Below are 21,576 nucleotides of genomic sequence, written 5' to 3' on the forward strand. Positions count from 1 at the left end.
CGCGGCGGGCGGCTCGGCAGTGCGCGCTGTCATCACTGCGCATGACAAATGTCAGAAGGGCAGATGTGAGACGCGCGAAAGGGGGCGGACACGACGAAGGCCCGGTTCCTGAGAACCGGGCCTTCGATCAACGAGCGGACGACGAGATTCGAACTCGCGACCCTCACCTTGGCAAGGTGATGCTCTACCAACTGAGCCACGTCCGCATTGCTGCCGCTCGGCTTTCACCGGGCGGTGCGAGCACCACTGTACCTGATGCACCGGAGTGCTCGGTAATGCGATGCAGAGCGGGTGACAGGAATTGCACACTGCGCCTTCCCCCTGGAAGGGGGATGTTCTACTACTGAACTACACCCGCACGCTGCGTGAGGTTCGGCCCTGCGGCCTTGCCCTTCGGCGTGATCCAGACTCTAGCCGATCAGCGGGGGTGGAGCGCAACTCGGTTCCCGGCACGCGGCCGGGCGGACCGGGTCGCGGGCTCAACTGGCCTCGCGGAACGCTTCGTAGACCCGCTTCGGGATGCGGCCGCGGGCGGGCACGTCCATCTTGTTGGACTGGGCCCAGGCGCGGACCGCCGCCGGGTCGGGGGCGAGGGCGGTGTGCTTGTACGAAGCCACGGAGGGGGAGGCTCCGCCGGCGCGTGCGGTGGCGGCCCTGCCGGTCAGCTTCCGGCCGGCCGCGAGGTAGGGGGCCAGCGCCTTGCGCAGTTTCTTTGCATTGGCGGGATTCAGGTCGATCTCGTACGACTTCCCGTCCAGGCCGAACGCAACCGTTTCCGCCGCATCTCCGCCGTCGATGTCGTCGGAGAGAGTGACCACTACTCGCTGAGCCACGGATATCGGTCCTTTCCTGCGGCGCGCCGTGATCGTCTTGGCGGGTGTGGCGCCTCTGACGTGCGGCGACACCGACTTTACGGCTGCCCCGGGCCAATGCTGCTTTCCTCTGTATTCCTTTGTACAGCGGTAGGCGTCGCATTGTGAAGCCCAGCCAATTGCATCAGCGTGTCTCCCCGCAATGGCCCGCGCAATATTTCACTTGAATTTTCCGTGGGGATCTTCGGAGATCTTCGGGAGGCTTTGTAGGGTCCTCCAGTCCTCTACCCGCGTAGAATTTGGAGGCAGGTACGCTGAGGGAACCGCCCACGCAACACACCACCGGGAGTGCCAGTGGCACGCGTCGTAGTCGACGTCATGCTCAAGCCGGAGATCCTCGACCCCCAGGGCCAGGCCGTGCAGCGTGCACTGCCCCGCCTCGGATTCGAGGGAATCGCCGACGTCCGCCAGGGAAAGCGCTTCGAGCTGGAGGTGGAGGGTCCGGTCGACGAGGCCGCCCTCGCCCGCATCCATGAGATGGCCGAAACCTTCCTCGCCAACACCGTGATCGAGGACTTCACCGTCAAGGTCGAGTCCACGGAGACCGCCGGGGCCCCGTCGTGACCTCACGCATCGGCGTCGTCACGTTCCCCGGAACGCTCGACGACCAGGACGCGCTGCGCGCCGTCCGCCTCGCGGGCGCCGAGCCCGTCTCGCTCTGGCACCGCGACAAGGACCTCAAGCAGGTCGACGCCGTGGTCCTGGCCGGAGGCTTCTCCTACGGCGACTACCTGCGGGCCGGAGCCATCTCCCGCTTCTCGCCGGTCATGGAGCCGCTCATCGAGCAGGCGAAGGCGGGCATGCCCGTCCTCGGCATCTGCAACGGCTTCCAGATCCTCACCGAGGCCCATCTGCTGCCGGGCGCGATGCTGCGCAACAACCACCTGCACTTCATCTGCCGCGACCAGAAGCTGCGGGTGGAGAACGCGGAGACCGCCTGGACCGCCGACTACGAGCAGGGCCAGGAGATCCAGGTCCCGCTCAAGAACATGGACGGCCGGTACGTCGCCGACGAGCGGGTGCTCGACGAGCTGGAGGCCGAGGGGCGGGTGGCCTTCCGCTACCTGGACGTGAACCCCAACGGCTCGCTCCGCGACATCGCGGGCATCACCAACGCCGCGGGCAACGTGGTCGGCCTCATGCCGCACCCCGAGCACGCCGTCGAGCCGCTGATCGGTACGGGCCGTACCGACGGCCTCGGTTTCTTCACCTCGATCCTCAAGAAGCTGGTCAACGCCTGATGAGCCTCGACACCGTCAAGCACGCCACCGAGACCCCGGACAGCGAGCAGCCCTGGAAGGAGCTCGGCCTCAAGGAGGACGAGTACGCGCGCATCCGCGAGATCCTCGGCCGCCGTCCCACGGGTGCCGAGCTCGCCATGTACTCCGTCATGTGGTCCGAGCACTGCTCGTACAAGAGCAGCAAGGTCCACCTGAAGCAGTTCGGCGAGAAGGTCCCCGAGAACGACGCCATGCTCGTCGGCATCGGCGAGAACGCGGGCGTCGTGGACGTCGGCCAGGGCTACGCGGTCACCTTCAAGGTCGAGTCGCACAACCACCCCTCGTACATCGAGCCCTACCAGGGCGCGGCCACCGGCGTGGGCGGCATCGTCCGCGACATCCTCGCCATGGGCGCCCGCCCGGTCGCGGTCGTGGACCCGCTGCGCTTCGGCGCGGCCGACCACCCCGACACCAAGCGCGTCCTGCCGGGCGTCGTCGCGGGCATCGGCGGCTACGGCAACTGCCTGGGCCTGGCGAACATCGGCGGCGAGGTCGTCTTCGACGAGTGCTACCAGGGCAACCCGCTGGTCAACGCCGGCTGCATCGGCGTGATGAAGCACGAGGACATCCACCTGGCGAAGGCCTCGGGCCCCGGCAACAAGGTGATCCTCTACGGCGCCCGTACCGGTGGCGACGGCATCGGCGGCGTCTCGGTCCTCGCGTCCGAGACCTTCGACGACACCAAGCCCACCAAGCGCCCCGCGGTCCAGGTCGGCGACCCGTTCCAGGAGAAGCTCCTCATCGAGTGCACCCTGGAGATCTTCAAGGAGAAGCTGGTCGCGGGCATCCAGGACCTGGGTGGCGCCGGACTCTCCTGCGCGACCTCCGAGCTGGCCTCGGCCGGCTCCGGCGGTATGCGGGTCGACCTCGACCGGGTCCACCTGCGCGACGCGACGCTCTCGCCCGAGGAGATCCTCATGAGCGAGTCGCAGGAGCGCATGTGCGCGATCGTCGAGCCGCAGTACGTCGACCGCTTCCTCGAGATCTGCGAGAAGTGGGACGTCATCGCGGTCGTCATCGGTGAGGTCACCGACGGCGAGCGCCTGGAGATCTTCTGGCACGGCGAGCAGATCGTCGACGTCCCGCCGCGCACGGTCGCGCACGAGGGCCCGGTCTACCACCGTCCCTTCGCCCGCCCCGAGTGGCAGGACGCGCTCCAGGCCGACGACGCGAACAAGCTGCCCCGGCCGCAGAACGGCGAGGAGCTGAAGGACCAGGTCCTGAAGCTGGTCTCCTCCCCGAACCAGGCGTCGAAGTCCTGGATCACGGACCAGTACGACCGGTTCGTGCAGGGCAACACCGTCCTGGCGCAGCCCGAGGACGCGGGCATGGTCCGGATCGACGAGGAGACCAACCTCGGCGTGGCCATGGCGACCGACGGCAACGGCCGGTATGCGAAGCTCGACCCGTACGCGGGCGCGCAGCTCGCGCTCGCGGAGTCGTACCGCAACGTGGCCGCCTCCGGCGCCAAGCCGCTGGCGATCTCCAACTGCCTCAACTTCGGTTCGCCCGAGGACCCGGCCGTGATGTGGCAGTTCGCCGAGGCCACCCGTGGTCTCGCGGACGGCTGCCTGCAGCTGGGCACCCCGGTGACCGGCGGCAACGTCTCGCTGTACAACCAGACGGGCGAGGTCGCCATCCACCCGACGCCGGTCGTGGCCGTGCTCGGTGTGATCGACGACGTCAACCGCCGTACGCCGATCGCCTTCGCGGAAGAGGGCCAGCTCCTCTACCTGCTCGGCGACACGCGTGAGGAGTTCGGCGGCTCGGCCTGGTCCGAGGTGATCCACCAGCACCTCGGCGGTCTGCCGCCGGCCGTGGACCTCGACCGGGAGAAGCTGCTCGGCGAGATCCTGATCTCGGCCTCCCGCGACGGCATGATCGACGCGGCGCACGACCTGTCCGACGGCGGACTGGTCCAGGCGGTCGTCGAGTCCTGCCTGCGCGGCGGCACCGGCGCGCGCCTGGTCGTCCCGGAGGGCCTGGACGCCTTCACGTTCCTCTTCAGCGAGTCGGCCGGCCGCGCGGTCGTGGCCGTCCCGCGCAGCGAGGAGCTCCGCTTCACCGACATGTGCGGCGCGCGGGGTCTGCCGGCGGCGCGGATCGGTGTCGTGGACGGCGAAGAGATCGATGTGCAGGGCGAGTTCAGCATCGCGCTGAGCGAGCTGCGCACGGCGCACGAGGCGACGATCCCGGGCCTGCTGGCCTGATACGCCTGGTACGGAGCATCACGGGAGCCCCCGTTCGGACCTTCGGGTCCGGGCGGGGGCTTTCTCGTGGCATCCTTGCGTGTGATTACGTAATTACGTAATCTACGAACATGGAGCTTGAGGAGCGGGTCGCCGCGCTGGAACGGCGCATGGCCGAGCTGGAGGGGCGGGCGGACCGCCCCGCGCCCGAGATCGCCGACGGGACGTTCTGGGCGCTGGAAGGGCTCAAGGCGGAGATCGCCGGGGCGGGCCCGCGCGGCGAGGACGGCGCGGTGCTGTTCACCGGCACGGTCCGGCTGCCGACCGAGGAGCGGTACGAGTGGCAGTTCGGCGCCTTCACCGAGCGGCTGCTCGACGAGGACTGGGCCGAGACCGCCGACTCCTTCGCAGCTCTCGGCCATCCCGTACGGCTCCGGCTGCTGCGGGAGATCCTCGGCGGCCGGCGCACGGCGGCCGAGCTGGCGGACGTGGAGGAACTCGGCACGACCGGCCAGATCTACCACCACCTGCGCCAACTGACCGGCGCGGGCTGGCTCCACACCACGGGACGGGGCCGCTACGAGGTGCCGGGAGCCCGGGTCGTCCCGCTCCTGGTGGTCCTCACCGCCGCCCGTCCGTAATCACGTCGTTCAGGGGGAACGCTCATGTCCACGCGCAAGATCGCGACGGTCGTCCACCGCTCGCTCTGGCTGCTCTTCGTCGTGCAGGCGCTCGCCTCGGTCTTCGTCGAACCGCCGTATCCGTACTGGATGGGCTGGCTGCCCGCGCTCGCCGCGATGGCGGTCGGCGTCACGCTCTCCGGGACCGCCCGCCGGGCGGCCGCCGCGGCCCCGCGCGCCGCGATCGAGGTGGACCCGCCCGTCACAGGGCGCTGGTCGGCCCTGAACAGCCCGGCGGACCGCACGCCCAGCCACGGCACCCACCAGTACGGCCAGACCTACGCCATCGACATCGTCGAGGAGGACGAGCGGCGGCCCCGCCCGGCCTTCGCCCGCCTCTGGCCGGTGGCACGGCCGAGCGAGGACTTCCCCGCCTTCGGGGCCCCGCTGCTCGCGGTCGCCGACGCGACCGTCGTGCACGCCGAGGACCGCCAGCGCGATCACCTGAGCCGCAACTCGCTGCCCGCCGTGGCCTATCTGATGCTGGTCGAGTCGGCCGTCCGCGTCCTCGCGGGCGCGCGCCGCGTCACCGGCAACCACCTGGTCCTCGACCTCGGCGACGGTACGTACGCGATGTACGCGCACCTCAAGCGCGGCTCGCTCGCCGTCCGCGCGGGCGACCGGGTCGTGGCGGGCCAGGAACTCGCCCGGTGCGGCAACTCCGGCAACTCCACCGAGCCGCACGTGCACTTCCAGCTGATGGACGGCCCGGACCTGGCCACGGCCCGCGGGCTGCCGTTCACCTGGCGCGGAGTGGGCGTGCCGAAGAACGGCGAGACGTTCCTCGTGGGACGCCCGGCCTACTCGGCCTGACCCCAAAAGGCGTCGTTCTCGTCCATGTCCTCGACACACTCGTCGACGTCGGTGATCTTGCCGCCGACGATGGTGAAGAAGAGCGCGCCGTGCATCTCGATGCCGCGGTCGCCGCGGTCGGCGTGGAACTTGTGGGCCGCTATGGCGTGCCCACGGCCGTCGACGGTGATGCTGTCGAGGTCGACCCGCATGGTGCCGTGGGTGAGAGCGCCGAGCTGCTCGTAGTAGGCGATGCAGTTGTCCACGCCCTTGTGGTGCCCGGATATCCGGTTGTCGCCCGGCGCGTGGTGCGTGCAGTCCGAGGTCATCAGGGACCGGATGGTGTCCATGTCTCCCTTGCCGAACGCTTCGTAGCCCCGGCGGACCACGGCGGTGTCAGGGTGCTCAGCCATCGCTGATCGACCCCTCTCAGGCGAATTGGCGCTGTGCTGGAAGCCCTCCCCTTCCAGTCTCCGACTACCCTCGCCCCCATGCCACCGGCCAAGAAGCGCACCCGCAGCTACGACTCCGCGAAGACCAGGGCCGCCGTGCTCGCCCAGTTCGAGAACGTGACGAAGGCCGTGGAGGGGCTCACGCCCGAGCAGCTCGACGGGCCGACGCGGCTGGGGGAGTGGACCGTACGGGACCTGGCGGCGCACCTGACGATGGCGGTCGGCGCCGTCGCCCGCGCGCTCGGCGAACCCGAGCCGGCCGAGCGGGCGCTCGGTCTGCTCGACTGGCCCGCGGTGACGGCGACGGCCGCCGCGCGGATCGACGAGGACACCCGCGCGATCGACTCGGCCGACCTGGCCGGCCTGTTCGCGGCGACGGCCGCGCTGTACCAGGAGCGGATCGAGGGCGTCTCCGACGAGCGGCTCGTCCGGATGCGCTTCGGCGCGATGCGGCTCGCCGACTTCCTGGTGACCCGGGTCGTCGAACTCGTCGTCCACACCGACGACCTGAACGCGGCGACCGGCCTGGAGATCCCGTACGACCGGCAGGCCCTGGCCGCCTGCACCCGGCTGCTCGCCGACGCGCTCGCGATCAAGGCGCCCGGCGGGGCGGTCGAGGTGCGGATCCCGCCCTTCGCGGTCGTCCAGTGCGTGGAGGGCCCGCGCCACACCCGGGGCACCCCGCCCAACGTCGTCGAGACCGACCCGCTCACCTGGATCCGGCTCGCGACCGGCCGGGCGCGGTGGGCCGAGGAGCTGGACGCGGCGCGGGTCGGCGCGAGCGGGGAGCGGGCGGACCTCGCCGCGCTGCTGCCACTGATGGGGTGACTCCCCGGAGCCGTACGGAACCGTCCGTACCGTTCGCCCGTCCCATCCCCATGCTGAAGACACGCACCACCGCAGCCACCGCCGTCCTGGCCGCCTCGCTCGTCGTGCTCTCGGCGTGCGGCACCCAGAAGTCCGGTTCCGATCCCGGTGCCGGAACCGTCGCCCCCGACGTGCCCGTCACCGGTGTCCACTGGAACTTCGAGACCGTGACGACGGAGGGCAAGGAGAACCGGGCGCCCGACGGCGCCCACCTCCAGATCGCCGCGGACGGCAAGGCGTCGGGGAACAGCGGCTGCAACGGTTTCGGGGCCGAGGTGTCGGTCCAGGGGGACACGGTCACCGTGAAGCAGGGCCAGGGCACCGAGATGGCGTGCCCCGGTGAGCGGGGCGCCTTCGAGGCGGTGCTCCAGAAGGTCTTCGACGGCTCGATGAAGGCCCGGGTCGAGGGCGACCGGCTCACCCTCACCTCGCTCGACGGCAAGAACGTCGTCGCCCTGACCTCCGAACCGCCGGCCCCGCTCAACGGCACCACCTGGACCGTCGACTCCCTGCTCTCCGGCGAGACGGCCTCCTCCGTGCCGCAGGGCAGCGAGGGCAAGGCCACGTTCGTCATCGACAAGGACGGCAAGGTCCGGGGCAACCTGGGCTGCAACCGGTTCACGGCCACCGCCGAGGTCACCCCCACCACGCTCACGGTCACCGGACCGGTCGCGACCACCCGGATGATCTGCTCGGGCCCGCAGATGCAGCTGGAGACCAAGCTGTACGAGCTCCTCGACGGACCGCTCTCGTACAAGCTCGGTCACCGCACGCTGACCCTCACGGGCGCCGACGGCGAGGGCTTCTCCGCGACGACGCCCGCCCCCAAGAGCTAGCTCGGGTACGGGAGCAGCCCCGCGTCCGTCCGCTCCCAGGCCGCCCGCAGCTCGGCGAGGCGCGCCTGCTCGAACGGCGCCTTGTCCGCCTGCTCGCGGACGTCCTCGGCGAGGTGGAACAGCTGGTCACGGCCGCTCTTGCCGCGGTAGTACTTCCAGTCGCCGCGGCGCAACGCCCGCTCGCCCCGCACCCGCCAGAAGAGGTCCCGCTCGCGGACCCGCTCGCCCCGCAGCAGGTGCCCGGCGAGGCTCGTCCCGTCCAGCGGGTACGCCGGGTGGGGGCGGGCGCCGCCCAGTTCGAGGAGGGTCGCCGTCCAGTCGGGGCTGTAGACGGGCAGGTGGCTGACCTGGCCGCCGTCGATCCGGGCGGGCCAGCGCAGGATCGACGGGACGCGGATGCCGCCCTCCTGGAGCGAGCCCTTGTTGCCGGCCAGCGGCCAGTTGTAGGAGAAACGCTCGCCGCCGTTGTCGCTGGCGAAGAAGACGAGCGTGTCCTCCTCCTGCCCGGACCGCTTCAGGGCGGTGAGGACCTCGCCGATCGAGCGGTCGAGGTCCTCGACCATCTCCTTGTACTTGGCTATGGAGCCGCCGTCCTGGTGCCAGAGCGCGCTCCGGTCGCCGGCCTTGATCCGCCGGACGATCTCGGCGCTCGCCTCCTCGTCGCCGTCGGCGATCCAGGGCCAGTGCGGGGTGGTGAAGTTCAGGTTGAGCAGCCAGGGCCGGTCGTGGTCCCGGGAGACGTACTCGCTCGCCCGCTCGGTCAGGATCCGGGTGTAGTAGCGCAGGTCCTTGTACTGCGCGTCGCCCTCGTAGAGGTCGTACTCGCCGCCGAGACCGAGCTTGGAGTAGTACTCCAGGGCGCCGCCGAAGTTGCCGAAGAACTCGTCCCAGCCGGAGCGGGTGGGGGAGTAGTCGGGCAGGTAGCCGCAGTGCCACTTGCCGATCAGCGCGGTGGCGTAGCCGGTCTCGCGCAGCCGCGAGGCGAGCGTGGGGTGGGTCGGCTCCAGGCCGACGGACCTGTCGGCGATCGGCTCGGCCAGCCCGCCCTTCGTACGGCCGGGGAAGCGGCCCGTATACAGGGAGAACCGGGTCGGGGAGCAGGTCGCGGAGCCGGAGTAGGCGTTGGTGAAGCGGACTCCCTGGCGGGCGAGCCGGTCGAGGTGCGGCGTACGGATGTGGGTCGAGCCGTACGAGGAGAGGTCGGCCCAGCCGAGGTCGTCGCCGAGGATGAACAGGATGTTCGGCCGCCGCGAGCGCCGCCCGGTCGCGGCCCGGAACTCCCGCTCCCGCGGGCTCGCGGCCTGCACGGTCCCGGCCTCGGCGGTCCCGGCTCCGGCGCCGAGCGCGCCGACGGCGGCGGCTCCGACGGCGGCCCCGCCGAGAGCGCGTCGGGACAGGGGTGTCTTGGGCGTGGGCATGGAGGCTCCTTGGAAGGTGCGGGTACGCGTGAAGGGGTGCGGGCGCACGAGGGCGCGCGGCGGCGCGGCCCTGACCCGGACGGGGGCCGTGGCTCGGCGCGGAGCTACAGAGCTGGCGTGCTCAGGAGGGGGTGCCCTCGAAGAGTGAGGGCGAAGAGGTGCCCCTCAGCGGGGCGGGGGCGCTGGGGCTGCTCGCCCCTAGGCGCAGCGACAGAGCGCGCCGGCGACACGGACCAGGTCGACGTGTCGGCGCGCCACGAGGGTGACCGAGCGGTCACGCAGAGGCTGCATGGGGCTGGAGCCTGGCCGAACCGCCGTACCCCTGTCAACGCCCGTCCCGCTCCCTGGGACGGCCGTCTCACGGACGCGTGCCTCACGCGCCGAACGGCCGCCGTGTCGTGCGAACTCCGTCACACCCGGAGCCTCCCGAGCCCGCTCCTACCCATCGGTAGCAGGCATTTCGGCTCTCGGTCCCGACCCCTCGGAGCCCTTCTGCCCCTTGGCCCCCGGGGGCCTCGCGGACGGCCCCACCAGGCTTGTCGATCAGCTCGTACGATCACACCAAACCGGGACCCCGCTCAATTCCCCAATTCGGACCAGTGGTCGACCTCCCCTACACTCGGGAACGTGCCACGTGGTGACGGTCGACTCAATCACGATCTGCTTCCCGGCGAGAAGGGCCCCCAGGACGCTTGCGGCGTCTTCGGTGTCTGGGCTCCGGGTGAAGAGGTCGCAAAGCTCACGTACTTCGGGCTCTACGCCCTCCAGCATCGGGGCCAGGAATCCGCGGGTATCGCGGTCAGCAACGGCTCCCAGATCCTCGTCTTCAAGGACATGGGCCTGGTGTCCCAGGTCTTCGACGAGACCTCTCTCGGTTCGCTCCAAGGTCATATCGCGGTCGGTCACGCCCGCTACTCGACCACCGGTGCCTCCGTGTGGGAGAACGCGCAGCCGACGTTCAGGGCGACCGCCCACGGCTCCATCGCGCTCGGCCACAACGGCAACCTGGTGAACACGGCCCGGCTCGCCGAGATGGTCGCCGACCTCCCCAAGCAGGAGGGCCGGACCACCCGCGTCGCGGCCACCAACGACACCGACCTGCTCACGGCGCTCCTCGCCGCCCAGGTCGACGAGGACGGCAAGCCGCTCACCATCGAGCAGGGCGCCGCGAAGATCCTCCCCGAGGTCCGGGGCGCCTTCTCCCTCGTCTTCATGGACGAGCACACCCTCTACGCGGCCCGTGACCCGCAGGGCATCCGTCCGCTGGTCCTCGGCCGTCTCGAGCGCGGCTGGGTCGTCGCCTCCGAGTCCGCCGCCCTCGACATCTGCGGCGCCAGCTACGTCCGCGAGGTCGAGCCGGGCGAGCTGATCGCGATCGACGAGAACGGCATCCGCACGTCGCGATTCGCGGAAGCGAAGCCCAAGGGCTGTGTCTTCGAGTACGTGTACCTGGCCCGCCCGGACACCGACATCGCCGGTCGCAACGTCTACCTCTCCCGCGTCGAGATGGGCCGTCGCCTCGCCAAGGAGGCCCCCGTCGAGGCCGATCTGGTCATAGCGACGCCGGAGTCCGGCACGCCGGCCGCGATCGGATACGCCGAGGCCTCAGGCATCCCCTTCGGCACCGGTCTGGTGAAGAACGCCTACGTCGGCCGCACCTTCATCCAGCCCTCGCAGACCATCCGCCAGCTGGGCATCCGGCTGAAGCTGAACCCGCTCAAGGACGTCATCAAGGGCAAGCGCCTGGTGGTCGTGGACGACTCGATCGTCCGCGGCAACACCCAGCGCGCCCTGGTCAAGATGCTCCGCGAGGCCGGCGCGGCCGAGATCCACATCCGGATCTCCTCGCCGCCGGTGAAGTGGCCCTGCTTCTTCGGCATCGACTTCGCGACCCGCGCGGAGCTGATCGCCAACGGCATGTCGATCGAGGAGATCGGCAAGTCGCTCGGCGCCGACTCGCTCTCGTACATCTCCATCGACGGGATGATCGAGGCGACCACCATCGACAAGCCGAACCTCTGCCGGGCCTGCTTCGACGGCGAGTACCCGATGGAGCTGCCGGACCCCGAGCTGCTCGGCAAGCAGCTCCTGGAGACCGAACTCGCCGCCGGCCCCGCCGCGACCGCGGCCGCCGACGCGCTGCGCCGCCCGTAAGACCCCGTTGCACACCCCGCAGTACGACACGAAAGTTCCCAGCCATGCCTGAGACCACCGGTGCCTCCTACGCTTCCGCGGGCGTCGACATCGAGGCGGGTGACCGCGCCGTCGAGCTGATGAAGCAGTGGGTCAAGAAGACCCAGCGCCCCGAGGTCCTCGGTGGCCTCGGCGGCTTCGCCGGCCTCTTCGACGCCTCCGCGCTCAAGCGCTACGAGCGTCCGCTGCTCGCCTCCGCCACCGACGGCGTCGGCACGAAGGTCGACATCGCCCGCCAGATGGGCGTCTACGACACCATCGGCCACGACCTGGTCGCGATGGTCATGGACGACATCGTCGTCTGCGGCGCCGAGCCGCTCTTCATGACCGACTACATCTGCGTCGGCAAGGTCCACCCCGAGCGGGTCGCCTCGATCGTCAAGGGCATCGCCGAGGGCTGCGTCCTCGCCGGCACCGCCCTCGTCGGCGGCGAGACCGCCGAGCACCCCGGCCTGCTCGGCCCGGACGACTTCGACGTCGCCGGCGCCGGTACGGGCGTGGTGGAGGCGGACCGCCTCCTCGGCCCCGATCGCATCCGTACGGGTGACGCCGTCATCGCGATGGAGTCCTCCGGCCTTCACTCCAACGGGTACTCGCTCGTCCGCCACGTCCTCTTCGACCGGGCCGGCATGAGCCTCGACCAGCGCGTCGAGGAGCTCGGCCGGACCCTGGGAGAGGAGCTCCTGGAGCCGACGAAGATCTACTCGCTCGACTGCCTGGCGCTCACCCGGACCACCGAGGTGCACGCTTTCAGCCACATCACGGGCGGCGGCCTGGCCGCCAACCTGGCGCGGGTGATCCCGGACGGGCTGCACGCCGTGGTCGACCGTTCGACCTGGGCCCCGGGCGCGATCTTCGACCTGGTCGGCAAGGCCGGACAGGTCGAGCGGCTCGAGCTGGAGAAGACCCTGAACATGGGCGTCGGCATGATGGCCGTCGTCCCGGCCGAGTCCGTGGAGGTGGCCCTGGCCACCCTGGAGGACCGGGGCGTCGAGGCCTGGGTCGCGGGCGAGATCACCGAGCGCGGCGAGCACACGACGGGCGCGGAGCTCATCGGCGACTACGCGGTCTGATCCGGCACGGTGGGTGGGCGCCGCCCCACCCACCGTCCCGTGGACACCTCGCGGATCCGCACGGAGACGCACAGAAACCCGGTCCGGGTATCCGGACCGGGTTCGGTGTTGAGCAGCGCTCTTTAAGAGGTCAAGCGCGACGCTGGGACGACGCGTCGGGACCGGACTCGTCGTCCTCGTCCTCGTCGTCCGTGTTGTAGAGATCCGCGTACTGCGCGTACGGGTCGTCTTCCTCGTCGTCGTCCTCGAACGGCTCGCCATTCGGCGGCTGGCTCGAAGTCGAAGCGCCCAGCTCGTTGGCCAGACGCGACAGGTCAGTCCCGCCGCTGCTGTACTTCAGCTGGCGGGCGACCTTGGTCTGCTTGGCCTTTGCCCGGCCGCGCCCCATGGCTCGACCCCCTCGGTGACGGGGCTCGGCGGCCCCAGAGTCTTGACACGCGTTCATGAGTCGGAACGGGCTCTCGGAGGAGAGACCGGTCCGTAGGGCTTCAACGGTACCTGCTTCCGTGGCCATACGGTACGCCGCACGCATCACATGCCTCGGTACAGAACCTTCGAGGAGCCCCGTCCTCGCTGGTCAATCGCGATTTTAACCTCTTCTTGAGGGCCGACCCGCCGACCGGGGTGAGTCATCTCTCGATTGGGGTGAACCTACAAAGTTCACCCCTCCGAGCCCCGACCCGGCCCCGGCTGCCTCCCGGTGGCGTCCTGGTGGCGTCCCGGTGGACCGGCCCGTCAAGAATCGGCCATGCTCAGCCGCGACGGGCGTCCGCCATCCGCTGCTCGGCGATCCGGTCGGCGGCCGCGGCCGGCGGGATGCCGTCCGCCTTCGCACGAGCGAAGATCTCGAGGGTGGTGTCGAAGATCTTCGTGGCCTTCGCCTTGCACCGGTCGAAGTCGAAGCCGTGCAGCTCGTCGGCGACCTGGATCACGCCACCGGCGTTGACCACGTAGTCGGGCGCGTAGAGGATCCCGCGGTCCGCGAGGTCCTTCTCGACGCCGGGGTGGGCGAGCTGGTTGTTGGCCGCGCCGCAGACGATCTTCGCCGTCAGGACCGGCACGGTCTCGTCGTTCAGGGCGCCGCCCAGCGCGCACGGGGCGTAGATCTCCAGGCCCTCGACGCGGATCAGGGCGTCGGTGTCCGCGACGACCTTGACCTGCGGGTGCTTGTCGGTGATCCGGAGCACCGACTCCTCGCGCACATCGGTGATGTAGACCTCGGCGCCGTCGGCCAGGAGGTGCTCGACCAGGTAGTGGCCGACCTTGCCGACGCCCGCGACGCCGACCTTGCGGTCGCGGAGCGTGGGGTCGCCCCAGAGGGTCTGGGCGGAGGCGCGCATGCCCTGGAAGACGCCGAAGGCGGTGAGGACGGAGGAGTCGCCGGCGCCGCCGTTCTCGGGGGAGCGGCCGGTGGTCCAGGTGTTCGTCCGGGCGACGACGTCCATGTCGGCGACGTAGGTGCCGACGTCGCAGGCCGTCACGTAGCGGCCGCCGAGGGAGGCGACCATGCGGCCGTAGGCGAGCAGCAGCTCTTCGGTCTTGATCTTCTCGGGGTCGCCGATGATCACGGCCTTGCCGCCGCCGTGGTCGAGGCCGGCCATGGCGTTCTTGTACGACATGCCCCGGGAGAGGTTCAGCGCGTCGGCGACGGCCTCTGCCTCGGAGGCGTACGGGTAGAACCGGGTGCCGCCGAGGGCGGGGCCCAGGGCGGTGGAGTGGAGGGCGATGACGGCCTTGAGGCCGGAGGCGCGGTCCTGGCAGAGCACGACTTGCTCGTGGCCACCCTGCTCCGAGTGGAACAGAGTGTGCAGTACGTCAGCAGCAGGAACGCCGGTCACATCGGTCACGGTGGTGACTCCCAAGTACGAAGCGGCGGTTACTCCGGCCCTCCATGCGGGTGGTGGCGGACCGGTTCGGCAGAAGGGTAAGTCCTACCTGGGCGTAGATCCGCCGCAGTGCGCAGGATCACCCCCTCCCGGAGTACTGCCGTGGAAGGATCGCGACATGTCGGTCGCCTCTTCGGTCCTCGTCCCGTACGCCTCCTATCTGCGCATCTACGAACCTCTGGGGGCCTTCCCCGAGCCGGAGCGCGGCCACTGGGCGCGGTACGCGCGAAGAGAGGGGACGCCGACGGCCCAGGACGAACTGCGCCGCTCGCTGGCGGACTTGCTGCCCACCCCGCCGGTCCCGGTGCCGGTCCAGGAGAGCGGGGACGCCTTCGTGGCGCAGCTCGACGGGGTGGTCGTCATCTGCCCGTGGCGGACCCGGATGCGGGCCCTGCTGGCCGTGGAGGAGCTGGGGCGGCCGCGGGAGGCCGAGCCGGGGCGGCCGCCGCTGCCGGCGTCGGTGCTCGACGCGATGCTGCCGCCGGTGGTGCGCGCCCAGGTGGCGGCGGACCACGAGCGCTGGCGGGAGCGGAACCCGGACGCCCGGCCGTGGATCCGTACGGCGGTCTGGCAGGTGCCGGTGCGCTGGTTCACGCTCTTCTCGGACGAGGAGCGGGAGTACGTGCCCGGGGACAAGGCGGAGGGCGTGGCGCCGGTGCTCCGCTACCGGACGCCGATGGTGGAGGCGCGGCGGCGGCTCGCGCGGGCGCTGCGGACGCTGCGGGAGGCGATCGACGAGGGGCCGATGACCGAGGGCCTGGTCGAGGTGGGCCGGTGGCTGGAGGAGTTCCATCCGCGGGCGCTCGTGGAGCTGGACTACGGCGGTCTGGTGCACGCGGTGTCGGCGGAGCGGCTCGCGGCGGACCGTTCGGCGGCGGACGCGGCCGCGGGGATCGCGGCGCTGCGGGACGGCGACGGGGAGGCCGCGAGCGAGGCGTACGGGCGGCTCGCGGAGCGATGGCGGGACATCCGCAACCTGCAGTTCGCCAACTGACCATCGACAGGACATGTCTCCCTGATGTAAATGATCATTAAGCGGCTTGTGTGTCCGGCGGGACGTTGGTGTGTGGGCGCCGGGACGTAGGTGGGGAGTGTGCCGGGACGTAGGTCCCGATCCGGGCCTTTGGCTCAAGCGTGACGGATAGCACTTACTGCGCCCTTGCGTCCTTCACCCTCCCTCGTGCCAAAATAGGACAAGGAGTCCGGGGAGGGTTCCTTCCGTCCAACTATGGGCGGAACGCTCAGCATTGCACTCTATGGGGGGTCTGAGGACTCCTGATCGCTCTGTGACTGATCGTCACAGTGGCGTGACTGTCCGTTATGGCATGGTCCATCGACTTCCGCCGCTGATGAACACCTGCGAGGGCAATTCCATCGGTTTGGCCGACGTGGCTGGACGGATGGTGTAGTTGTAGTGCCGAGGACAAGCCGTTCGTCCTATAACCGACTCGGCCCGCTTCTGCCATTTCGGGCAACGCGGGCCAAGGTGCAGAATTTAGAGGAAAGAACCGAGATGGTTCGGTTCTCCCGAGGAGGCCGCTCATGACCGCTCGCACCCCTGATGCCGAGCCGCTGCTGACCCCCGCCGAGGTTGCCACGATGTTCCGCGTGGACCCGAAGACGGTGACCCGTTGGGCCAAGGCAGGGAAGCTCACGTCCATCCGCACGCTGGGTGGACACCGCCGCTACCGCGAGGCTGAGGTCCGCGCCCTGCTCGCGGGCATTCCGCAGCAGCGCAGCGAGGCCTGAGGTACGCGCAACACCCTGTAGTGCCGGGCAATTCCGGGTCCCCCAACCTGGACCGCCCACCCAAGCTCTGCCGACCAGGCGCCTGCCCCAACAGGCTCTTCGTCATCGATCGCGCTGGACTCCGCCGGGTCCAGCGCGATCTTTTTTGTGCCGGCTCCGAGGCCCCGATGTGCGGTGCAATTGCACATATTAAATGGGGCCGGTGTAGGGAGGGTGTAAGTGCGGGGGTTTGTAAAACTCTTTCGGTGACTCCCGTCACACCGGCGAGGGCTTGCCAAAGACCAGCCTGCCACTGCCGGCGCGGTCGCCAACGAGGCGTTGGTCATGGGCCGGTGGGACTTTCGTCCTCGGTCTCCTCCGTGGCCCGGTCCAGCTCCATGGCGAGCCGCTGGAGGCGGTGGCAGACCGAGCAGTGGCGTGTGAGGTGTCCGTGGCGGGACGCGGCCGCCAGATGGGCGCGCAGCAGCGCCCGTATCTCGTGTCTCGCTGCCGATGCCGCGGCCATGCGTGACCACCTCCGGTCCGGGCCCCCGATTCCCTGATGTCTGGGGTACCGGGGTCCGCCCGACGCCGTCAATACACCGGGAGGCAACGAAGAAGACCCGCACCGATCGGTGCGGGCCTTCTCGAAGAGCGATCCTGACGGGACTTGAACCCGCGACCTCCACCTTGACAGGGTGGCGAGCTAACCAACTGCTCCACAGGACCTTGATTCGCAGCCCTCAGCGGGGGCTGCGAACAAGACTGTACAGCAGGTCAGAGGGTCTGGTCGAACCGGCGCAAGGCGACACCCCCTGGGGGCCTGTCCCGGTTACGGCGCGGCGGCGTCGATCGCCTTCACGATCCGCTTGTCGGAGACCGCGTGAGCTGTGCCGAGGGCGTGGGCGAAGTAGCTGACCCGGAGCTCCTCGATCATCCAGCGGATGTCGGTGACCTCCTTCGGTACCGGCCGTCCCTTCGGGAGCTGTTCGAGCAGCCAGGCGTACTCGTCGAGCATCTCGTGGACCTTCTCCATGCGGGTGCTGTCCCGCTGGACGCCGGTCGGCATCTGCTGGAGCCGGCGGTCCACGGCCACCAGGTAGCGCATCAGGTCCGGCAGCCGCCTCAGCCCCGTCTTCGTGACGAAGCCCGCGGGCATCAGCCAGGCGAGCTGCGTGCGCACGTCCGCCAGGTTGTCGATGAGGGCCAGGCTGTTCGTGGCCTTCAGGCGGCGCTCGCAGGCCTGCCAGGCGGCCAGGATCTGCTGGACCTGATCCACCGTCCGTACCGTCGTGTCCACGAGGTCGGCGCGGACCTTGTCGTACAGCTTCCGGAACGACTCCTCGTCCCAGACCGGGCCGCCGTGGTCGGCGATCAGCTTGTCCGCCGCGGCGGTCGCGCAGTCGTCGAAGAGCGCCTGGATCGAGCCGTGCGGGTTCCGGGAGAGGGCGAGCTTCTGCTGGTTGGTCAGCTTGTCCGAGGCGAACTTCGCCGGGTTCACCGGGATGTTCAGCAGGATCAGCTTCCGCGTCCCCTGCCACATGGCCTGCGCCTGCTCGGCCTCCGTGTCGAAGAGGCGTACGGAGACGGTGTCGCCGGCGTCCACGAGCGCCGGGTACGCCTTGACCGGCTGGCCGGCCCGCCGGGTCTCGAAGACCTTCGTGAGCGTGCCGATCGTCCAGTCGGTGAGCCCCGTGCGCTCCAGGGACTGCCCGGAGCCGTCAGGGCCGCTCGTGGCGGCCGCGGCGGCCTGGGAGAGGGCCTGGCGGGCCTTGGGGCGCAGCTGGAGCTTCAGCGCCTCCAGGTCCTTGTCCTCGGCCAGCTTGCGGCGCCGCTCGTCGACGATCCGGAAGGAGATCTTCAGGTGGTCGGCGATCCGGGACAGGTCGAAGTCGTCCGGGGAGACCGGGACGCCGACCATCCGGTGCAGCTCGCGCGCGAGCGTCACCGTCAGCGGCTCCTGCAGCGGCACCGCGCTGTCGAGGAAGCGGGCCGCGAAGTTCGGCGCCGGCACGTAGTTGCGGCGGATCGGCTTCGGGAGCGAACGGATCAGCTCCGTCACGATCTCCTCCCGCAGACCCGGGATCTGCCAGTCGAAGCCCTCGTCCGTTACCTGGTTGAGGACCTGGAGCGGGATGTGGACGGTCACACCGTCGGCGTCCGCGCCCGGCTCGAACTGGTACGTCACCCGGAACTTCAGCGGGCCCTGCCGCCAGGAGTCGGGATAGTCGGCCTTGGTGACCCCGGCGGCCTTCTCGTTGATGAGCATCTCGCGCTCGAAGTCGAGGAACTCCGGTTCCTCGTGCCGCTTGCGCTTCCACCACGAGTCGAAGTGCGCACCGGACACCACGTGTTCGGGGACGCGCTTGTCGTAGAAGTCGAAGAGCGTCTCGTCGTCGACGAGGATGTCCCGGCGGCGGGCGCGGTGCTCCAGCTCCTCGACCTCGGTGAGGAGCTTGCGGTTGTCCGCGAAGAACTTGTGGTGCGTGCGCCAGTCGCCCTCGACGAGCGCGTTGCGGATGAACAGGTCGCGGCTCGCCTCGGGGTCGATCCGCCCGTAGTTCACCTTGCGGTCGGTGACGATCGGCACGCCGTACAGGGTGACCTTCTCGATCGCCATCACGGCCGCCTGGTCCTTCTCCCAGTGCGGCTCGCTGTACGTCTTCTTGATCAGGTGCTGGGCGAGCGGCTCGATCCACTCGGGCTCGATCTTCGCGTTGACCCGGGCCCACAGCCGCGAGGTCTCCACCAGCTCCGCGGACATGATGAAGCGCGGGGGCTTCTTGAAGAGCGCCGAACCCGGGAAGACCGCGAACTTGGCGCTGCGGGCGCCCAGGTACTCGTTCTTCGCGCCCTCCTTCACGTCCTTCATACCGATGTGCGAGAGCAGACCGGCGAGGAGCGAGGTGTGCACCGACTGCTCGGGCGCGGAGAAGTCCGCCGAGGGCTCCTCGAGATGCATCCCCATCTGCTTGGCGACCGTGCGCAGCTGCGCGTAGATGTCCTGCCACTCGCGGATGCGCAGGAAGTTCAGGTACTCCGACTTGCACATCCGGCGGAAGGAGCTGGAACCGCGCTCCTTCTGCTGCTCGCGGATGTAGCGCCAGAGGTTGAGGAAGGCGAGGAAGTCACTCGTCTCGTCCTTGAAGCGGGCGTGCTGCTGGTCCGCCTGGGCCTGCTTCTCGGCGGGCCGCTCGCGCGGGTCCTGGATGGAGAGCGCGGCCGCGATCACCATGACCTCGCGTACACAGCCGTTCTTGTCGGCCTCCAGGACCATGCGGGCCAGGCGGGGGTCGACGGGCAGCTGGGAGAGCTTGCGGCCCTGTGGGGTCAGCCGCTTCTTCGGATCCTTCTCCGCCGGGTCGATCGCGCCGAGCTCCTGGAGGAGCTGCACGCCGTCGCGGATGTTGCGGTGGTCCGGCGGGTCGATGAAGGGGAACTTCTCGATCTCGCCGAGGCCAGCCGCGGTCATCTGGAGGATGACGGACGCCAGGTTCGTACGGAGGATCTCGGCGTCCGTGAACTCCGGACGGGAGAGGAAGTCGTCCTCGGAGTACAGCCGGATGCAGATGCCGTCGGACGTACGGCCGCAGCGGCCCTTGCGCTGGTTGGCGCTGGCCTGGCTGACCGCCTCGATCGGCAGCCGCTGGACCTTGGTCCGGTGGGAGTAGCGGGAGATGCGGGCGGTGCCCGGATCGATGACGTACTTGATGCCCGGGACGGTCAGCGAGGTCTCGGCCACGTTCGTCGCGAGGACGATCCGGCGGCCGGAGTGGGCCTGGAAGACGCGGTGCTGCTCGGCGTGGGAGAGCCGGGCGTAGAGGGGCAGGACCTCGGTGTTGCGGAGCTGCTTCTTCAGCAGTGCGTCCGCGGTGTCGCGGATCTCCCGCTCGCCGGAGAGGAAGACCAGGACGTCGCCGGGGCCCTCGGCCTGCAGCTCGTCGACGGCGTCGCAGATCGCGGTGATCTGGTCCCGGTCGCTCTCCTCCGAGTCTTCTTCGAGGAGGGGCCGGTAGCGGACCTCCACCGGGTACGTCCGTCCGCTGACCTCGACGATCGGCGCCTCGCCGAAGTGGCGGGAGAAGCGCTCGGGGTCGATGGTCGCGGAGGTGATGACGACCTTGAGGTCGGGGCGCTTGGGCAGCAGCTGGGCCAGATAGCCGAGCAGGAAGTCGATGTTGAGGGACCGCTCGTGGGCCTCGTCGATGATGATCGTGTCGTAGGCGCGCAGCTCGCGGTCCGTCTGGATCTCGGCGAGCAGGATGCCGTCCGTCATCAGCTTCACGAAGGTCGCGTCGGGGTTCACCTGGTCGGTGAAGCGGACCTTCCAGCCGACGGCCTCGCCCAGCGGGGTCTTCAGCTCCTCGGCCACGCGCTCGGCGACCGTGCGGGCGGCGATCCGGCGGGGCTGGGTGTGGCCGATCATGCCTCGGACGCCCCGGCCGAGCTCCATGCAGATCTTGGGGATCTGCGTGGTCTTTCCGGAACCCGTCTCACCGGCGACGATCACGACCTGGTGGTCACGTATCGCCTCCAGGATCTCGTCCTTCTTCTGCGAGACGGGCAGCTGCTCGGGGTACGTGACCGCGGGCACGCGGGCGGCCCGCGCGTCGACGCGCTCCTTGGCCTTGCCGGCCTCGGCGGCGATCTCGTCCAGGACGGCCTCACGGGCCTCGGGCTTGCGGATGCGGCGGGCGCCCTCGAGGCGGCGGCCGAGCCGGTGGGCGTCCCGCAGCGAGACCTCGGCCAGGACGGTCTGGAGGGCGGCGAAGGAAGTAGACATACGGAATCCAGGATCGCACCCCGGGCGGAGAACGGGCGAACCGATTTCCGTGGGGTCCGACCCGTGGGGCGGCCCGTGGGGCGACCCGGGGGCGACCCGTAATATTTCGGGCACGTCGAGCTGAAGATCCGAGAGGTACCCCTTTATGTCCCGCACCGCCCGCGCGCTCGCGGCGCTCGCCGCGCTGGTGTCCGTGGTGCTCGGGGTGCTGGTGTGCGGGGCGGGGACGGCGGTGGCGGCGCCGCCGGCCTCCGAGGCCGTCGTCGCGGTCGTGGGGTCGGGCGACGCGCCGGGCTGCGGCCAGAGCCACGCGGTCGACGGCGCCGCCCGGCCCGCCACCCCGCCGCGTCCGAACGGCTTCGGCGAGCTGCTGCCCACACTGGCGGCGGAGCGGACCGCCGGGGCCGGGTCCTGGGGCTGTGACCAGGCCATACGCGCGCTGCTTCCGGGTCCTGAGCCGCCGGAGCTCGTACCCCCCTCGCCTGTGGAGCTCTCGATCCTGCGCGTCTAGAGGGCCGACCGACCGT

The 21,576-nt window shown here is 70.0% G+C and carries 20 protein-coding genes and 3 tRNA genes; 12 read left to right on the forward strand and 11 right to left on the reverse strand.

Annotation, left to right across the window (positions count from 1 at the left end; translation table 11 throughout):
• Positions 1-133 precede the first annotated feature (133 nt).
• The 3 genes from AB0F56_RS30700 to AB0F56_RS30710 form a co-directional block, all read right to left on the reverse strand.
• Positions 134-206, reverse strand: a tRNA-Gly gene (locus AB0F56_RS30700).
• An 80-nt stretch (positions 207-286) separates the two neighbouring features.
• Positions 287-358 (reverse strand) — tRNA-Gly (locus AB0F56_RS30705).
• Between the two features lie 121 nt (positions 359-479).
• A complete protein-coding gene (locus AB0F56_RS30710; protein ID WP_362015499.1) occupies positions 480-833 on the reverse strand; it encodes an Lsr2 family protein in 354 nt (117 codons plus the stop codon).
• 333 nt (positions 834-1,166) lie between these two features.
• Between AB0F56_RS30710 and purS the strand changes: the two genes are divergently transcribed.
• The 5 genes from purS (at position 1,167) to AB0F56_RS30735 (ending at position 5,834) form a co-directional block, all read left to right on the forward strand.
• Positions 1,167-1,436, forward strand: a complete 270-nt coding sequence (gene purS / locus AB0F56_RS30715) for a phosphoribosylformylglycinamidine synthase subunit PurS (protein WP_362015502.1) — start codon at positions 1,167-1,169, stop codon at positions 1,434-1,436.
• Positions 1,433-2,113, forward strand: a complete 681-nt coding sequence (gene purQ / locus AB0F56_RS30720; protein ID WP_362015505.1) for a phosphoribosylformylglycinamidine synthase subunit PurQ — start codon at positions 1,433-1,435, stop codon at positions 2,111-2,113. Before purS ends, purQ begins: the two co-directional genes overlap by 4 nt.
• A complete protein-coding gene (purL, locus tag AB0F56_RS30725; protein ID WP_362015508.1) occupies positions 2,113-4,362 on the forward strand; it encodes a phosphoribosylformylglycinamidine synthase subunit PurL in 2,250 nt (749 codons plus the stop codon). The genes purQ and purL overlap by 1 nt, the downstream gene beginning before the upstream one ends.
• Before the next feature lie 110 nt (positions 4,363-4,472).
• Complete coding sequence (locus tag AB0F56_RS30730) at positions 4,473-4,982, forward strand: helix-turn-helix domain-containing protein (RefSeq protein WP_362015510.1); 510 nt, start codon at positions 4,473-4,475, stop codon at positions 4,980-4,982.
• A gap of 24 nt (positions 4,983-5,006) precedes the next feature.
• The gene (locus AB0F56_RS30735) at positions 5,007-5,834 is read left to right on the forward strand and encodes a M23 family metallopeptidase (protein ID WP_362015513.1); all 828 of its coding nucleotides are present in this window, start codon (positions 5,007-5,009) and stop codon (positions 5,832-5,834) included.
• Here AB0F56_RS30735 and AB0F56_RS30740 read toward each other — a convergent pair.
• Positions 5,822-6,226, reverse strand: coding sequence for a nuclear transport factor 2 family protein (locus tag AB0F56_RS30740; RefSeq protein ID WP_362015516.1), 405 nt, complete (start codon positions 6,224-6,226; stop codon positions 5,822-5,824). The two genes, AB0F56_RS30735 and AB0F56_RS30740, sit on opposite strands and share 13 nt — an antisense overlap.
• A 78-nt stretch (positions 6,227-6,304) precedes the next feature.
• Here AB0F56_RS30740 and AB0F56_RS30745 point away from each other — a divergent pair, with 78 nt between their 5' ends.
• Together AB0F56_RS30745 and AB0F56_RS30750 are read left to right on the forward strand one after the other, a co-directional pair.
• Positions 6,305-7,093 carry a sterol carrier family protein gene (locus AB0F56_RS30745; protein ID WP_362015518.1) on the forward strand — a complete coding sequence of 263 codons (789 nt, stop codon included), beginning with the start codon at positions 6,305-6,307 and terminating at the stop codon, positions 7,091-7,093.
• 50 nt (positions 7,094-7,143) lie between these two features.
• Entirely contained in the window at positions 7,144-7,968 is an 825-nt protein-coding gene (locus tag AB0F56_RS30750; protein WP_362015521.1) for an META domain-containing protein, read from the forward strand.
• Here the strand turns inward: AB0F56_RS30750 and AB0F56_RS30755 are convergent.
• Positions 7,965-9,386 carry a sulfatase-like hydrolase/transferase gene (locus tag AB0F56_RS30755; RefSeq protein WP_362015524.1) on the reverse strand — a complete coding sequence of 474 codons (1,422 nt, stop codon included), beginning with the start codon at positions 9,384-9,386 and terminating at the stop codon, positions 7,965-7,967. The two genes, AB0F56_RS30750 and AB0F56_RS30755, sit on opposite strands and share 4 nt — an antisense overlap.
• 198 nt (positions 9,387-9,584) lie before the next feature.
• Positions 9,585-9,677, reverse strand: a complete 93-nt coding sequence (locus AB0F56_RS30760; RefSeq protein WP_361849886.1) for a putative leader peptide — start codon at positions 9,675-9,677, stop codon at positions 9,585-9,587.
• Positions 9,678-10,013: 336 nt separating this feature from the next.
• Between AB0F56_RS30760 and purF the strand changes: the two genes are divergently transcribed.
• Both purF and purM read left to right on the forward strand, forming a co-directional pair.
• Complete coding sequence (gene purF / locus AB0F56_RS30765) at positions 10,014-11,540, forward strand: amidophosphoribosyltransferase (protein ID WP_362015527.1); 1,527 nt, start codon at positions 10,014-10,016, stop codon at positions 11,538-11,540.
• Positions 11,541-11,584: 44 nt separating this feature from the next.
• The gene (gene purM / locus AB0F56_RS30770) at positions 11,585-12,652 is read left to right on the forward strand and encodes a phosphoribosylformylglycinamidine cyclo-ligase (RefSeq protein ID WP_362015530.1); all 1,068 of its coding nucleotides are present in this window, start codon (positions 11,585-11,587) and stop codon (positions 12,650-12,652) included.
• 130 nt (positions 12,653-12,782) lie between these two features.
• Here purM and AB0F56_RS30775 read toward each other — a convergent pair whose 3' ends face one another.
• Both AB0F56_RS30775 and AB0F56_RS30780 read right to left on the reverse strand, forming a co-directional pair.
• Entirely contained in the window at positions 12,783-13,040 is a 258-nt protein-coding gene (locus AB0F56_RS30775) for a DUF3073 domain-containing protein (protein ID WP_352189724.1), read from the reverse strand.
• A gap of 364 nt (positions 13,041-13,404) precedes the next feature.
• Complete coding sequence (locus AB0F56_RS30780; protein ID WP_362015533.1) at positions 13,405-14,499, reverse strand: Glu/Leu/Phe/Val dehydrogenase dimerization domain-containing protein; 1,095 nt, start codon at positions 14,497-14,499, stop codon at positions 13,405-13,407.
• 157 nt (positions 14,500-14,656) lie between these two features.
• Here AB0F56_RS30780 and AB0F56_RS30785 point away from each other — a divergent pair, with 157 nt between their 5' ends.
• Together AB0F56_RS30785 and bldC are read left to right on the forward strand one after the other, a co-directional pair.
• Positions 14,657-15,532, forward strand: coding sequence for a hypothetical protein (locus tag AB0F56_RS30785; protein ID WP_362015535.1), 876 nt, complete (start codon positions 14,657-14,659; stop codon positions 15,530-15,532).
• A gap of 548 nt (positions 15,533-16,080) precedes the next feature.
• The gene (bldC, locus tag AB0F56_RS30790; protein WP_003949541.1) at positions 16,081-16,287 is read left to right on the forward strand and encodes a developmental transcriptional regulator BldC; all 207 of its coding nucleotides are present in this window, start codon (positions 16,081-16,083) and stop codon (positions 16,285-16,287) included.
• A 322-nt stretch (positions 16,288-16,609) separates the two neighbouring features.
• Here the strand turns inward: bldC and AB0F56_RS30795 are convergent, their stop codons facing one another.
• The 3 genes from AB0F56_RS30795 to hrpA form a co-directional block, all read right to left on the reverse strand.
• Positions 16,610-16,792 carry a DUF6274 family protein gene (locus AB0F56_RS30795; RefSeq protein WP_362015538.1) on the reverse strand — a complete coding sequence of 61 codons (183 nt, stop codon included), beginning with the start codon at positions 16,790-16,792 and terminating at the stop codon, positions 16,610-16,612.
• Between the two features lie 129 nt (positions 16,793-16,921).
• Positions 16,922-16,995, reverse strand: a tRNA-Asp gene (locus tag AB0F56_RS30800).
• Between the two features lie 103 nt (positions 16,996-17,098).
• Positions 17,099-21,049 carry an ATP-dependent RNA helicase HrpA gene (gene hrpA / locus AB0F56_RS30805; RefSeq protein ID WP_362015540.1) on the reverse strand — a complete coding sequence of 1,317 codons (3,951 nt, stop codon included), beginning with the start codon at positions 21,047-21,049 and terminating at the stop codon, positions 17,099-17,101.
• 145 nt (positions 21,050-21,194) lie between these two features.
• On the opposite strand from hrpA, the gene AB0F56_RS30810 reads away from it, so the two are divergent.
• On the forward strand, positions 21,195-21,560 hold the full coding sequence (locus AB0F56_RS30810) for a hypothetical protein (RefSeq protein ID WP_362015543.1): 366 nt from the start codon (positions 21,195-21,197) through the stop codon (positions 21,558-21,560).
• Positions 21,561-21,576 lie beyond the last annotated feature (16 nt).

The sequence above is a fragment of the Streptomyces sp. NPDC026092 genome (assembly GCF_040638605.1).
GTDB lineage: Bacteria > Actinomycetota > Actinomycetes > Streptomycetales > Streptomycetaceae > Streptomyces.

Excerpts from the sequence above, each read along its gene's own strand:
- AB0F56_RS30750 (WP_362015521.1), top strand. The coding sequence starts at position 7,144 with ATGCTGAAGACACGCACCACCGCAGCCACCGCCGTCCTGGCCGCCTCG.
- hrpA (WP_362015540.1), bottom strand. The coding sequence starts at position 21,049 with ATGTCTACTTCCTTCGCCGCCCTCCAGACCGTCCTGGCCGAGGTCTCG.
- AB0F56_RS30785 (WP_362015535.1), top strand. The coding sequence starts at position 14,657 with ATGTCGGTCGCCTCTTCGGTCCTCGTCCCGTACGCCTCCTATCTGCGC.
- AB0F56_RS30730 (WP_362015510.1), top strand. The coding sequence starts at position 4,473 with ATGGAGCTTGAGGAGCGGGTCGCCGCGCTGGAACGGCGCATGGCCGAG.
- AB0F56_RS30740 (WP_362015516.1), bottom strand. The coding sequence starts at position 6,226 with ATGGCTGAGCACCCTGACACCGCCGTGGTCCGCCGGGGCTACGAAGCG.
- purL (WP_362015508.1), top strand. The coding sequence starts at position 2,113 with ATGAGCCTCGACACCGTCAAGCACGCCACCGAGACCCCGGACAGCGAG.
- AB0F56_RS30760 (WP_361849886.1), bottom strand. The coding sequence starts at position 9,677 with ATGCAGCCTCTGCGTGACCGCTCGGTCACCCTCGTGGCGCGCCGACAC.
- AB0F56_RS30755 (WP_362015524.1), bottom strand. The coding sequence starts at position 9,386 with ATGCCCACGCCCAAGACACCCCTGTCCCGACGCGCTCTCGGCGGGGCC.
- purM (WP_362015530.1), top strand. The coding sequence starts at position 11,585 with ATGCCTGAGACCACCGGTGCCTCCTACGCTTCCGCGGGCGTCGACATC.
- bldC (WP_003949541.1), top strand. The coding sequence starts at position 16,081 with ATGACCGCTCGCACCCCTGATGCCGAGCCGCTGCTGACCCCCGCCGAG.
- AB0F56_RS30795 (WP_362015538.1), bottom strand. The coding sequence starts at position 16,792 with ATGGCCGCGGCATCGGCAGCGAGACACGAGATACGGGCGCTGCTGCGC.
- AB0F56_RS30775 (WP_352189724.1), bottom strand. The coding sequence starts at position 13,040 with ATGGGGCGCGGCCGGGCAAAGGCCAAGCAGACCAAGGTCGCCCGCCAG.
- AB0F56_RS30745 (WP_362015518.1), top strand. The coding sequence starts at position 6,305 with ATGCCACCGGCCAAGAAGCGCACCCGCAGCTACGACTCCGCGAAGACC.
- AB0F56_RS30735 (WP_362015513.1), top strand. The coding sequence starts at position 5,007 with ATGTCCACGCGCAAGATCGCGACGGTCGTCCACCGCTCGCTCTGGCTG.
- AB0F56_RS30810 (WP_362015543.1), top strand. The coding sequence starts at position 21,195 with ATGTCCCGCACCGCCCGCGCGCTCGCGGCGCTCGCCGCGCTGGTGTCC.